The sequence below is a fragment of the Marinifaba aquimaris genome, assembly GCF_013328345.1.
Classification (GTDB): Bacteria; Pseudomonadota; Gammaproteobacteria; order Enterobacterales; family Alteromonadaceae; genus Marinifaba; species Marinifaba aquimaris.
Window position 1 is genome coordinate 1 of sequence record NZ_JABULX010000019.1, and the last position, 14,151, is coordinate 14,151.

Here is a 14,151-nt window from a genome sequence, read left to right on the forward strand (position 1 = left end):
GAGATAACGACAAGCTCTACTGACAGATAGCTTGGTTATGTTTTTTTCTTCAATAACGCGTTGCGTTGCTTTTTTGTGATACGTACTCCGAAATCTTTATCAAGTACATCGACTATCGTTTCAAAGAATTGTGCTTTTATCTTGGTATCTTCTAGCTCTTTTTCGAGGGCTTTGATTTTTTGCTCGGGTGTTAAATCATTGGGTTTAGACATAAGGGGAAGCTCATTCATATGATTGGGAGTACCTTTACTCCAATCTAGTTGACCATATCGGCGAAGCCAAGTTAAAACGGTTGAAGCCCCTTGTATTCCATAGTGGTTTTGAGCTTGTTTGTAAGTACATTCGCCTTTTTCTACTTTATCAACGACAGATAGTTTAAAGGCAAGTGAATAATCTTTTTGTGTACGCTTAGTTATTGGTTTCATTATCTTCTCCAAATTGAAGTTGGAAAAGTGTCAACCTTATTCAGGACGGGTCATTACCATAAAAAAAGCCCTGTATTACAGGGCTTTTTTATTTGAAAGAGGATAATTTACTGAGGCTGATTGCCACCAGCTGGTACCCAAAAAGCGGGGTCTAAACGCTCAGAGTACCAGTTAATGCGCCAATCTAAATGTGGGCCAGTGACTCGTCCTGTGGCGCCAATTTTGCCGATTAAATCGCCTTGTTTAACCACATCGCCTTTAGCTACATCAATCTTAGATAAGTGAATATAAGTTGATGTAAGCCCTGCACCGTGATCGATAATCAGTGTTCCACCCGAGTAGTACATATCGGGGTGGGCTAATGTCACGACACCATCTGCTGGAGAGATTACGGGTGTACCGGTTTTATTGGCAACGTCTAAACCAAAGTGAGGCCTTTTCGGCGTACCGTTGAAGACGCGCTGGCTACCAAATACACCAGAGATACGCCCTTGCGCAGGCCAGATAAAATCTTGCTTGTAACCATTTAAAGTAGAAACAACATTTCGCGCTGCACCAATTTGTTTGTTGTCATTTTTGATTCGTGCCAGCGTTTCTTTAGGTGGGCTAACGTATTTTTTTTCGACGCCTTCAATTCGTTGCACATCATATTCGCGCGAACCTAAATCAAACGTTTTAGTCACTTTAGATTGATCGCTAAGGGTAAAAGTAACCGTCTGCTCGCCTTGACGATCACGACCAAAACCCAAAACAAACTGACCATCTTCAGCGCACTTTGCTTGAATACCGTTTAATTCAAAAGACTGACAATCGGTCAATGTACCCAGTACATAACCACCAGGTTTTACTGCACCTGAGTATTGATAAGTGGCAGCTTGAAGGTTCATTGATAAACACAACAAACCTAAAGCCGGAATAATTCTTTTAAGCAATGGCAATCGCTCCTTTTGATACGCCTTCATATGCATGAACTTCAAATTTTGTTTCAGGCTCAACGGCTAGCATTTGTTCCAACATGTATTCTGCTAAACACTCAACCGTTGTGTCTCTATCTACTACGTCACATATTTGTTTAGGGATAACAAGCGCAAAATCACCTTGTGAAGAGGTATAAGCAAACCCTACATATGCATCTTGCTCAAGTTTATGCTGCTGACATACTGCTACTAAAGTTTGTGGAGATAAGTCATCTTCACTACCGATATAAATATCACGCCATCTGTCTTGCCAATACATCTGCCAACGACCATCAGGTTGTTCATCCGTTAATACCGTTACCTTAGAGCGATGTCCATGAACAATACGCTGACAATTACCATCGTGCTTTTTAAGGCCATGACTGTAGTGATAATAAGGAGAGTTAATTTGCTCTGCTCGCAAACTAATACGCACATCATTCACATTTTCTGGCATATGCAACATGACCGTTTGTTTGATCACAGGGAGTAAATCTTCAATGGTAATTTGCTGAGTTTGAGAAAAACAATACATAGATGGCGGAGCAGAAACATAGATGAGATCGCCAGAATCCATCTTAAATGTAATGTCTTGATTATCGCCTTTGTGTTCATTGGCCACTAATGCGCCAGCATCTTCTGGGATGTGCAATTTGTGGTCAAATTCATTATCAATGATTTTCTTAATTTGGCTTTTGACTATGCCAAAGTCGAGCACCATATTTTGCTCGTTTAAGCCACCGATCAATGCAACATCTACAATCCAGCTTTCGCCAACGATACCTCGTTTAGTGTCTAGATAAGAAAAGTCGATTACGGTTAAATCATTAACGAATAAATGCATGAAGGAAAAATACCCGAAAAAAAGCGATAAAAATATCGGCTAAGTATAACCTGAAAAAGCCATTTCAAATACTTAATTTCATTATAGGTATTACAAATAAATGACAATTATTGGCTTTTTACAGATACAAAAAAGGCTACATACGTAGCCTTTGTAATTGATCATACCCAGTTACAGTTATGATTGGGGTTTATTTAACCACCCAATCAATTTTTTCACCTGCGCGAATTGGCACAACCACATCATTCCCTAATGGGTAAGACTCAGGTACATTCCAAGCTTCTTTTATTAAAGTGATCGTGTCTGTGTTACGCGGTAAACCGTAAAAGTCCGGGCCGTTAAAGCTTGCAAATGCTTCTAACTTATCAAGTGCTCCAGCTTCTTCAAATGCTTCAGCATATAGTTCAATAGCAGCGTGCGCTGTGTATGAACCAGCACAACCGCAAGACGCTTCTTTTTTGTCTTTCAAATGTGGTGCTGAGTCGGTACCTAGAAAGAACTTTTTAGAACCCGAAGTGGCTGCTTTAATTAACGCTTCTTGGTGAAGGTTGCGTTTTAAAATTGGTAAGCAGTAGTAATGAGGGCGAATACCGCCTGCAAGCATATGATTTCGGTTGTAAAGCAGGTGGTGAGCCGTAATTGTCGCAGCAACATTATCACCGGCGCTGGCAACAAACTCAGCAGCGTCTTTAGTAGTGATGTGCTCAAGTACAATTTTTAAATCTGGGAAATCAGTAACGATCTTACTTAATTTCGTTTCGATAAATACTTTTTCACGATCGAAAATATCAATTGAAGAGTCAGTCACCTCACCGTGAATTAACAACAAGATGCCTTCTTCTTGCATTGCTTTTAATGCAGGATAAACATTTTCGATATCCGTAACGCCCGAATCTGAGTTCGTGGTTGCGCCAGCTGGGTATAACTTACAGGCAAAAACTTTACCAGATGCTTTGGCTTGGCGAATTTCTTCAGGTGACGTTTGATCAGTGAGATACAACACCATTAACGGTTCAAAATTACCTTGCGGCTTTTCCGCCATAATGCGGTCATAGTAAGCCAGAGCTCTTTCTGTTGTTGTCGCTGGCGGTACTAAATTCGGCATAATGATAGCTCGGCCCATGTAGCGACTAACGTCACGTACGGTATCTTTTAATTGATCACCATCTCTTAAATGGATGTGCCAATCGTCTGGGCGAGTAATAGTTAAACTTGTCATGGTCATTTCTCAGGTCAAAAATTTGGGGCGATCCTAAAACTTAGTTTAGCCGAAGTAAAGTCTAAGTCAGGTAAGTTGAGAGGTTTATATGGCTTTTGTAGCGGCAATACGACAAGCTAAATACTTAACTTGCCGTATTAGAACATGGTTACTTAACAACCATGTCAGTTGGTAAGGTAAAAGAGAAACAGCTGCCCTGCTCTTGTTGACTCTCAACAATAAGTTGAGATTTATGGTGATTAAGTACGTGTTTAACAATAGATAAACCTAAACCAGAACCACCGGTATCACGAGAACGCGCTTTATCTACTCGATAAAAGCGCTCAGTTAAACGAGTTAAATGCTGAGGCGCAATACCCTCACCATTATCTTGTACCAAGAAATGTGCGCCACCGCTTGTACGTTGCCAACAAACGTGAATTTCACCTTTATCTGGCGTATAACGAATAGCGTTTTTAATTAAGTTAGTAAAGGCGCTTCGAAGCTCATCTTCTAAGCCGTAAACCACTAAATCAGCATCAATATCAAACGTTAACTGATGGCCACGATCAAAGTTAAGCTGTTCCATTTCTTTTTCAATCATGCCTAACATTTGAGGCACATTTACTTTTACTTCGTAAACATTGTCGTTATTCGCCTCAATGCGTGACAAGGTCAATAACTGATTGACTAAGTTCATCATGCGATCGCATTGATGTCCCATGGTGGTCAGTGTTTTTGGACTCGTAAACCCTTGCATATCAGGGTCTTGCATCATCTCTAAATAACCTTGTAACACAGTTAAAGGAGTTCGCAGCTCATGCGAGACATTGGCAATAAAGTCTTTTCGCATTTGATCTAACTGCTGTAACTGAGTCACATCACGACCAAGCAGCATATATTCGTGATATGAATAAGGCACGACACGAATTTCAATCACCCGGTTAGGGTTATTAGGCGCAGGAATTAAAAGAGGCTCATCAAAATCATTTTTCTCGAACGCTTGGGTAAATCGCGGATAGCGAATCAGGTTATCGATACGCACCCCAGCATCTTCGGGCCAACGAACACCTAACATATGCTGAGCGAGCTTGTTACTCCATGCAATTTGACCATGGCTTTGCATGACTACAACCGCATCAGGGATGGATTCTGCACCGTCACGGAAGCGTTTTAAAATACCGCCAAGCTCTTTACGGCGAGAACGGTTCTTTTTTTGAATACGGTATATACCATCAAAGATACCACGCCATATGCCCTTACTTTGCGGCGGATAAAGTGTTTTTCGGATCCATAACCAATTGTGTAAACGGATGATATTGGCAGTGAACCAAGCGAGTACTAAAAAGGAGAAGATAAAAAGGAATAAAATAACTTGGTCGAATAAATAGCCGAGACCAAGCGCTATAAGCGCCAGCATAAGCAGGCGCGTTATAAACTTAGAGTAATGCTCTATTCTTGTCATTTATTAAATTTTTGCAGAAAAACGGTATCCAGAACCACGAACTGTTTGGATTAATTTGTCGTGACCTTGCGGCGAAATAGCCTTGCGCAGGCGACGAATATGCACATCAACAGTGCGGTCTTCAACGTATACATTCGTGCCCCAAACGTTATCTAGTAACTGTTCACGGCTGTATACACGCTCTGGGTGAGACATAAAAAAGTGAAGAAGTTTGAATTCTGTTGGTCCCATATCTAGCGCTTCATCAGATGCACTGACGCGATGCGAAACAGGGTCTAGTTTCAAACCTTGCACTTCAATGATCTCTTCACTGCTTGTAGGCGCTGCACGGCGCATAACGGCTTTAATACGAGCCACTAACTCTTTTGGAGAAAAAGGCTTAGTTATGTAATCGTCTGCACCAACTTCTAGACCACGTACTTTGTCTTCCTCTTCACCACGTGCTGTTAACATGATGATAGGAATATTACGGGTAAATTCGTTCGATTTGATATGTTTAGCGACTTGAAGTCCAGTTCCTCCAGGGATCATCCAGTCAAGAAGAACCAAATCAGGGTAAGGTTCATCTAGTTGATCTAAAGCTTGAGAGAAGTTCTCAGCTTCGCTCGTGTGATAACCTTTTTGTTCTAAAACAAAAGTTAACATTTCACGAATTGGTGCTTCATCTTCTACTATTAGGATACGTCGTGACATAGCTTTCTAATTATTGGTTGTTTAATATTTGGGGCTATTATTAGAGTCTTTTGTGACAGTTTAATTAAAACACATCAGAAAAATGAACTTAATTTGACATTTTTCTTGCACAAACCCAGATCCAACCCCACAAAATGTCATAAAACTGAAACATTAAATCAGTTTAGCCCAAAATGATACAAGCAATTTTATGACAGTTAAAATTTACATATTTATGACATTCAGCGAGCTATGACCACCGCCTTTTGGTGTTACTTTTATTTGTACACCAATGCGCTCAACCATAGATTGAACATGGGTGATCACCCCTATTTGCTTCCCTTGCGCTTGCAATGAATCTAAACATGCAATCACCATATCTAAGCTAGCAGGATCTAATGTACCAAAACCTTCATCGATAAAAAGTGAATCAACAATTACTCGATTGGACGATAACGATGAAAGTGACAACGCCAGTGCCAATGAGACTAAGAAGGTTTCCCCACCTGATAAGCTCTCTACATTTCGCACCGCATCAGCTAAATCACTGTCACAAACTTGTAGTTCCATATTGGCATTAGGTACAACTTGCAACTGATAACGAGGAACTAAATCTCTCAAGTGCACATTAGCGATAGCGACCAAATGCTGTAAAGTAAAATGTTGAGCTATGCTGCGAAATTTATGACCATCGGCTGAGCCAATCAAGTCTTTTAACTGTAAAAATACCGCACCTTTTTCCTGGGCTGATGCTATTTGTTCAGTAAGTGACTCTTGCTCTTTTCTTAACTTTTCATCGTGTTTAAGTTTCACTTCAATATCAATAACTTGCTGCTCAACTTCTGCTAAGCGGCTGTTCAGTTGTGTGTTGAAGGCATTAATCGAAAGTGCTGCATCTTGAGTATTTTCAGCCTGATTTACATCAAAAGATAAGCCATTGGCTTTGCCAAGTTTAATTTCAGTTGCTTGAACAAGATGACCTGCATCAGTCATCAATTGGTTATTAAGACTCGTTAGCCTTTGTTTAACCGAGCTGACTTTAGTATCGGCTGTTTGAACTTCAGTACTCAGTACTTTTAATTTCTCTTTTATACTCACCGACCAATCTTTGGGTAGGTTAACCAACTCGATAGCAATATCTTCTGTGACTTCAATCGCTGAAAGTACTTGCTGCCAATTGACTCGTTGACTATTTATAGTCAAATTAAGCTGCTGTAATTGCTCGTCAATTTGTTGCTTTTGCCCTTCCATGTTGCCCAACTGTTGGCTTAGCTGTTGATGTTGTTCAATCAACTGCTCACACCTACTTTGAATATTGTCAATTTTCTCTTGTTCTTTTGTAATAAACTCATTGACCATTCTCCCTGATAACAGTTTTATCCGTGAAGCCGTTAAGTCGCTGAGTTTTTGAGTAAATTGTGACAGTTGGTGGATATTTTGCTGATGTGCTGCTGTAAAATGTTTAATCGCACCTTCTTGTTCAAGGCACATCAAATTTAATTTTTCATGCTCTTGGCGCTGAGTTTCAACCAAAGTAGAGAGTTGTTTGTACTGGCCAATCTCTGCTTCTAACCAATTAAAATAATCATTTTCTGCACCACTCGATAATTGATGCGCCAAAAAGGCTTCCGATTGCGGCAGTACTTTGACCTGCTCGGCTAAATGAGCAATTTGTCGATTAAGGTTAGATACGTTCTCAGCGCTAATATCTAAGTTTTTGTCTAATTGAGCAAATTCAGCCTGTCGTTGTTGCCACTGATTTTGCAGGCTTATTTGTTTGTTTTGAATATCTGCAATGTTCGATTGCGCCAGTTGTTGCTGCTCTTGTAGTAAATTAAGCTGCTGTTTATGCTCATTGAGTTGATTGACTTGCGCTTGTAGCTGCTTATAAATCGCTCTTAGTTCATCTGCTTGGCTGTTCTGCCAAATTAAGCGACTCTGCTCATCAACTTCAATTGCAATTTGACCTTTTGAAAAAATATCCTCTTTGTCATAAGAGGCTTGTTGCAAGTCAGACTGTAAATCGACATATTTTTGTTGCTGAGAATTAATTTGTGTCTCTAGCTGAATATAAGCTTGTGAACTTTGTTGAGCCGCAAGCGTTTTAGTTTCAAGTAAAGCGAGCGCGTGTTGATATTGCTGCTCTAACTCTGAAACAATTTTTTGGCTCGGTGCGTCATCTTTGTATGGGTGAGCAGTCGAGCCGCATAGCGGGCAAGCTTCATCAGGTTTTAGTGCATCTCTTAAAACCGTCAAATCTAGCACTTGGCTGGCCGTATTTTTGGCATTGAGGTGCGCATCAACGACTGCACTTTGTTTTTGCTGCTCAGCTTCTAGTGTTAATTTTTCCTGCTGCTGATTTTCAAGCGCAACTTTTAATTGGGATAACTCAGATTTAGCAGCTGTCACTTTCCCTTCAATCTGTTCAATACTCTTTTGGCTTCGTCCCAATTCAGCTAGTAAATTAAGTTGTTGGCTGTGACTCTCTAGCATTTGCTCAATTGAAGCGCTATCCAGTCCATTTTGTTGACAATATTCAAGATATTGACTGGATGCCTGTTCATATTGTGATTGCATTAGTGCCTGTTGCTGCGCTAAATCTTCAACTTGTTTCTTAACTTGAGTATTTTGATGCTTTTGTTCAGCTTTTAATTGAGTTAATCGCTCCGTCTCTTTTTCGGTATGATTCAATTCCAGCCACAAAGCTGCATACTGCTTGGCAGCAGAAATAAGTGTTTCATATTGCAGTACTAACACCTGATAGCCAGCTCTTTGCTCAAGCCAATGCTGGTTTTGAGCTAGGGTATCCGTTAATGCTTTTTTATCAGCGTTGAACTGAGCCAACTTGGTTTCTTGTTCGATAAGTTGCGTTTTTTCTTGCTCTGCCTGATCTTGCAAAGTTTGTTGCTGCTCGGTTAGGTGTTCAATTTCTATATCAAGTTGCCGAGCTTGCTCGATTTCGGGTTGTGCTTGAGCAAAAACCTGCGTCAATTGGCTTTGTTGCTGTTGTTCTTGTTGGATTGTCTTTGCAAGTGCTGATAATTCTACTTCACACTTTTTTATCTTATCGTGTGCTGATTGAGATTCACTCGTCTGCTTAGCTAAAAGCGTTCGATTCTGCTCAAGTTGCGCGATTAAATGAAAGTGAGGTTGAATTTGCTCATAAAGCGCCAACTTTTCTGAGTCCTGCTCTGCACTGTTCAATGCTTGTTTCGCTTGGTTAAAAGCGTCTTGTAACTCAGTTAACTGTGCTTGCTCTTGTACTGATTGGTTATAACTGTGTTGCCAAGTTTTTAATTCACCCAGCACCTGTTCAATAGCCAGTTTTGCTTGTTTAGTCTCACCAAAGCGATTGGTTAACTCTGTTAAATGTTCTTTATCAAGTAAATCGTCATTTTTTAATTGAGACGTTAATTGAGCAATATTTTGCTCAATTTCTCGTGCTTTAGTGTGCGCCTGTTTAGATATATCTGAATAGATTTCGGTACCCGTCATCCTTTCTAATAGATCTGAGCGCTGTTTACTATCTGCTTTTAGAAACGCTGCAAAATCACCTTGGGCAAGTAAAACAGCACGTCTAAACTGCTCATAATTTAAACCAATCAACTCAACAATTTTTTCCTGCGTTTCGCGTTTTTTGCCACTAAAAAGCGAATTGTCATCAAACGGTGAACCCGATAAACAAGACAAAGTAATTTGAGGCTCTAACAATCGTCCGGTCTGACTATTTCTAGCTCTTCGAATTGACCAATTAACCAGGTAAGTCAGACCATCACAACCGATAAACTCAACTTCAGCAAAGGCTGAGATTGCACCTCGCGTTACGATGTTTCTGATATCGTTGGTTTTTAATGCATCTTGAGTCCCTTCAGATAGTGTCGCGGCAAGTGTTTTCGCTTTATTTACACGTGGGATATTGTCAAAAAGAGCCAAACAGAGTGTATCTAATATGCTGGATTTACCTGCGCCAGTAGGCCCAGAGATAGCAAACAGCCCAGATTGGGCCAAGATCCCTTCATCGAGCTCAATTTCAAATTTATCAGCTAGGCTGGCAATATTTTCACCGCGGATGGTCAAAATTTTCATTTAAGACTCGCTTTTTGACGCATCAACAATCTGATGGAAAGCACTGATAAGTTCCTGCTCAGGCATCTGTTGATAGGTTTGTTGGTAATATTGACTAAATACATTCTCAGGCGTCATGTCATCTAATTTTTCACTGACAACAACCGACTTTTGATTTGCTTTTTTCTCAGGGTAACTGGCTGCAATTCGGGTGATGACTAAATTTTTCCCTTCAATCGCTTGCTGTACTTGCTCTTTTAGCAAAGGTTCCGGTTTATCAAGTAACACATTAACTTGTACAAAAGGAGCAGGAATCTCTCGATCAATTTCTAACGCTGCTAATTGAGCAAGTACATCAGTCAAAGGCTTGGGTTTAACCGGAATCATCAGCATATCCCGTTTCCTCGGTATCAATACTCTTTGAGTATTTATCTCAAAGCCTTGGTCGGTAGACTTAATATCAACCAAACGGATTTGATGCGGGTAATTGTGCTCAGACATAGATAAAGGAATGGGTGAGCCACAATATCGAATACAATCATTCTCTGCCACTTTTTGTGCAAGGTGAAGATGACCTAGCGCACTGTAATCAAAGTGCTGTTCGAACACGCCTGCTGGTATAGCATGTTGGTTGCCACCTAAAACCTTTCTTTCGCTCAAAGGTGATAACTCCCCCCCAACTAAATAGGCATGAGCCATCGCAATAATAGGTACGTGCAACTGCTGAGTATCCAAAAACGTTTGACATTGTTGGTGAGCTTGTTGATAAACCGCCGCAAAGCCTTGCTCCAAAGATGTATCTTTACCTTCACTTTGTAATAAATCGCAGCTTCGTAAAAAAGGAATTGCAGCCACCATCGCTTGGACATTTTTCTCTTTGTCATAAAGTGGAATAATGTGCTTGCTGTCAATCATGCCATCAGGTGTTTTTTGCAAATGACCAATTAAATGAACATCAAACTCTTGCAATAAAGGATGGGGGGCATTGATTCGCGTTGGCGAGTCATGGTTTCCACCGGTCAGGACAATATTAATATCGGGGAATTGTCGACGCAGCTTGGCTAAGAACTGATAAAGCTGCTGCCATGCTTTGGCTGGCGGATTGGCTGAGTCAAATAAATCGCCTGCAACTAATAATGCATCGACTTGATACTCGGCTATGCTTTCTAGTAACCAAGTGAAAAAAGCTTGGTGTTCTTGTTCACGGGAAAAGCCATGCAATGAATGGCCTAAGTGCCAATCAGATGTGTGTAAAATACGAAACATAAGAACCGTGAAATATCACAATTATTTACAACTTAAGCGTGTAAATGAGTGAAAAATTAGTTATAAATCAATTAATAAAAAGTTAAGCAGCATAAACGAAAAGCCTAAATGAAAACAACAAGCTTATCTCGCAAGCTACTTTCGCAAGTTTTATCGGTGTACTTTGTATTAACGGTCATGGTGACCTTAATTCAGATCGCCGCTGAATATGTTAATGCTAAGGAACACATTGCAGGTGAATTGAAAACCTTGCAAAAAACCTTTAGTGGTAGTTTAACCCGTGCCATATGGGAATTAAACACCCAACAAGCAGTAACTATTGCCGAAGGTTTATTAGCAATTCCCATGATTGAAGGCTTAGTCGTTCGTGATGAAAACGGTCAAATTATCACGGAGATGGGCCGCCAAATTGAATCGGGCGACATCGATATCCAATATGGCACCGAAGGCGCGACACTTGAAGAAAACCAATCCGGTTTATTTGGTTATACCTTCCCGCTTATCTTTGAATTTTCTGGTCGTGCGACTCAAGTCGGTGATGTAACACTGATTTCCTCTCGCGATGTCATTATCTCCCGTATCGAGGTTGGTCTTTACTTCCTTGTTGGTAATGCCTTTTTAAAAACCACGGTTCTAATACTCTTGTTCCTAGGCTCGTTTAAACGCTTGTTGAGCGAACCGCTAACCGATGTTACTGAGCAAATTGATGCCTTTGACATGGAAAGGCTGCAACAATCTAAAATCGATTACCCATTTGAAGAAGGTAATGAATTAAAAGTTTTAACGGATGCATACAACAAGTTGATTGATGAGTTGGATGTGTACAATCAAAAGTTAGAAACGGCGCAGCGCGATCTTATTGAAGCCAATAACAAGCTTGATGAACACAACTTAATGCTGGAACAAGAGGTTGCGAAAAAGACCTCTACCTTGAGCCATGCCATGCTTGACCTTGAATCACAAAAGCAAGAGCTTGAACGCGGCCGAAATGAATTACGAGATGAAATTGATATTCGCCGTCGTGCCGAAGATCAACTTATGAGTAAACACAAAGAGCTTGAGCGTTCTTTACGCGAGTTAAAACAAGCTCAAAGCCAACTGGTTGAGTCAGAAAAAATGGCTTCACTTGGAGGTTTAGTTGCAGGTATCGCGCATGATGTGAATACACCAGTAGGTGTATCGGTAACAGCCAGTTCATTTTTAAATGATCAACTAGAATCACTTAAAACTAAGTTTGAAGATAAAACTCTTACGCCTAAACATATGGAGAAATTCATTGCGGACGCAGGTGAGAGCCTAGGCTTGGTTTCAAGTAATTTAAAACGCGCTTCAGATTTAATGAATAGCTTTAAACAAGTTGCGGTGGATCAAACGAGTGACGCAATCCGTACCATCGAACTTAAGAGCTATATTCAAGATGTGATCAAGTCGTTACAACCTAGATTGAAAAAGACATCGCACGATATCAACTTAACCTGCCCTGCTGATATTAATATGCGCTGCCCTGCTGGTGCTATATCACAAATATTTACTAACTTGATCATGAATTCAGTGATCCATGGTTTTGAAGAAATTGATAAAGGGCAAATTGATATCACCGTCAATCAAGTTGATGAAGAACACATTTCTATTCTTTACAAAGACAATGGTAAAGGTGTAAGTGCTGATGTCTTAAGCCAGCTATTTGATCCCTTCTTTACAACTAAACGTGAGAATGGCGGCAGCGGCTTAGGTACACACATTACTTACAACCTAGTAAGGCAAACACTCGGCGGTGAAATAAACGCTGAAAGTGAACTTGGAAAAGGCCTTAGCTTTGTTATTGATATCCCCATTAACACGCAAGTAAACCCTATTTAAGAAAAGCGGCGATAAGCCGCTTTTTTTATTTCTGTCATCTTACTCCACTAATATAGCTGCTATCAGTCGAGAAATATTGCTTATTTGCTACACTTTTTTTTCAATGTCACATTAATGAAACAAAACCGACATAGACTGAGCAGCATAAACTAATACGGAATGACATTTGTCTCTCGGAGTAACAATAATGAAATTAAAATCTTTAGTACGTTCATTAGGCTTCACAGCCTTAACGCTTGTTTCAGCTCAAGCTCTAGCACTTAGCGATGACTTACCAGAGTACCAAAAAACAAGTGGTATCTCAGGTAAACTTTCTTCAGTAGGTTCTGACACTTTAGCAAACATGATGACTTTCTGGGCTGAAGAATATAAGCGTACTTACCCTAATGTTACAATTCAGGTTCAAGCAGCGGGTTCTTCAACTGCTCCACCAGCATTAACAGAAGGTACAGCGCAATTCGGTCCAATGAGCCGTAAAATGAAGTCTAAAGAAAAAGAAGCATTCGAAGAGCGCTTTGGTTACAAGCCAACTCCTGTTCGTGTTGCAATTGATGCTTTAGCAGTATTCGCTCACAAAGATAACCCAATCCAAGGTTTAACAATCAAGCAATTAGACGCTATCTTCTCAACTACACGTAAATGTGGTGCTGATGCTGATATTACTCGTTGGGGTGATTTAGGTTTAACAGGTGACTGGACACGTAAAGATATCCAGTTATTTGGTCGTAACTCAGTATCAGGTACGTACGGTTACTTCAAAAAGAAAGGCCTTTGTAAAGGTGACTTCAAGAGCAACGTAAACGAGCAACCAGGTTCTGCATCGGTTGTACAGTCAATTTCTTCTTCTTTAAACGCTATTGGTTACTCAGGTATCGGTTATTTAACTTCTGGTGTTAAAACCGTTCCTCTAGCTAAAAAAGGTACTAACTACATCGACGCAACAACTGAAAACGCAGTTGCAGGTAACTACCCGCTTTCTCGTTTCTTATACGTTTATGTTAACAAGCACCCTAACAAGCCTTTAGACCCATTAACGGCTGAATTCTTAAAGATGGTATTATCTAAAACAGGTCAATACATCGTTGAGAAAGATGGTTATATCCCAATCCCAGGTAAAGTTGCTGAAAAAGAACTTAAAAAGCTTGGTTTAAAATAACCTAACGTTTCAAATATAAAAAAACCGCCTTTAGGCGGTTTTTTTATGTCTGATGTAAAGTGCAGAGTCAGTCATAACCATTAAAAGCGATAGCGACTTTACTAAGTAAAAATGTACTTACACTTTTATGAAACTAGCCCAATAACTCCCTTCATATTGTTTTGCACTTTATAAAAGCACAAGTACACAACTAAATTAACCAGGTTGCGCTCTAATCGTTTTAGCTGTAGCTAAGGTGTTATCA

9 protein-coding genes and 1 pseudogene are annotated in these 14,151 nt (G+C 40.1%); 2 read left to right on the forward strand and 8 right to left on the reverse strand.

Annotated elements, in window-relative coordinates:
- The 8 genes and pseudogenes from HR060_RS12305 to HR060_RS12340 all read right to left on the reverse strand — a co-directional run.
- Positions 1 to 425 (reverse strand): annotated as a pseudogene (locus HR060_RS12305) (helix-turn-helix domain-containing protein); the annotation flags it as partial.
- A 107-nt stretch (positions 426 to 532) separates the two neighbouring features.
- Positions 533 to 1,357, reverse strand: coding sequence for a M23 family metallopeptidase (locus HR060_RS12310; protein WP_246283158.1), 825 nt, complete (start codon positions 1,355 to 1,357; stop codon positions 533 to 535).
- Positions 1,350 to 2,225 (reverse strand): 6-carboxytetrahydropterin synthase, encoded by an 876-nt coding sequence (locus tag HR060_RS12315; RefSeq protein WP_174200598.1) that lies wholly within the window; start codon positions 2,223 to 2,225, stop codon positions 1,350 to 1,352. Before HR060_RS12315 ends, HR060_RS12310 begins: the two co-directional genes overlap by 8 nt.
- A 190-nt stretch (positions 2,226 to 2,415) precedes the next feature.
- Positions 2,416 to 3,444, reverse strand: a complete 1,029-nt coding sequence (gene pyrC / locus HR060_RS12320) for a dihydroorotase (protein WP_174200599.1) — start codon at positions 3,442 to 3,444, stop codon at positions 2,416 to 2,418.
- 148 nt (positions 3,445 to 3,592) lie between these two features.
- The gene (gene phoR / locus HR060_RS12325) at positions 3,593 to 4,888 is read right to left on the reverse strand and encodes a phosphate regulon sensor histidine kinase PhoR (protein WP_174200600.1); all 1,296 of its coding nucleotides are present in this window, start codon (positions 4,886 to 4,888) and stop codon (positions 3,593 to 3,595) included.
- Positions 4,889 to 4,891: 3 nt separating this feature from the next.
- Positions 4,892 to 5,581 carry a phosphate regulon transcriptional regulator PhoB gene (phoB, locus tag HR060_RS12330; RefSeq protein ID WP_174200601.1) on the reverse strand — a complete coding sequence of 230 codons (690 nt, stop codon included), beginning with the start codon at positions 5,579 to 5,581 and terminating at the stop codon, positions 4,892 to 4,894.
- A gap of 204 nt (positions 5,582 to 5,785) precedes the next feature.
- Positions 5,786 to 9,646, reverse strand: coding sequence for an AAA family ATPase (locus HR060_RS12335; RefSeq protein ID WP_174200602.1), 3,861 nt, complete (start codon positions 9,644 to 9,646; stop codon positions 5,786 to 5,788).
- Entirely contained in the window at positions 9,647 to 10,891 is a 1,245-nt protein-coding gene (locus tag HR060_RS12340; protein WP_174200603.1) for an exonuclease SbcCD subunit D C-terminal domain-containing protein, read from the reverse strand.
- A gap of 108 nt (positions 10,892 to 10,999) precedes the next feature.
- Between HR060_RS12340 and HR060_RS12345 the strand changes: the two genes are divergently transcribed.
- Both HR060_RS12345 and HR060_RS12350 read left to right on the forward strand, forming a co-directional pair.
- Entirely contained in the window at positions 11,000 to 12,751 is a 1,752-nt protein-coding gene (locus HR060_RS12345) for a sensor histidine kinase (protein WP_174200604.1), read from the forward strand.
- A 187-nt stretch (positions 12,752 to 12,938) separates the two neighbouring features.
- Complete coding sequence (locus tag HR060_RS12350) at positions 12,939 to 13,907, forward strand: PstS family phosphate ABC transporter substrate-binding protein (protein ID WP_174200605.1); 969 nt, start codon at positions 12,939 to 12,941, stop codon at positions 13,905 to 13,907.
- The last annotated feature ends 244 nt before the right edge of the window (positions 13,908 to 14,151 follow it).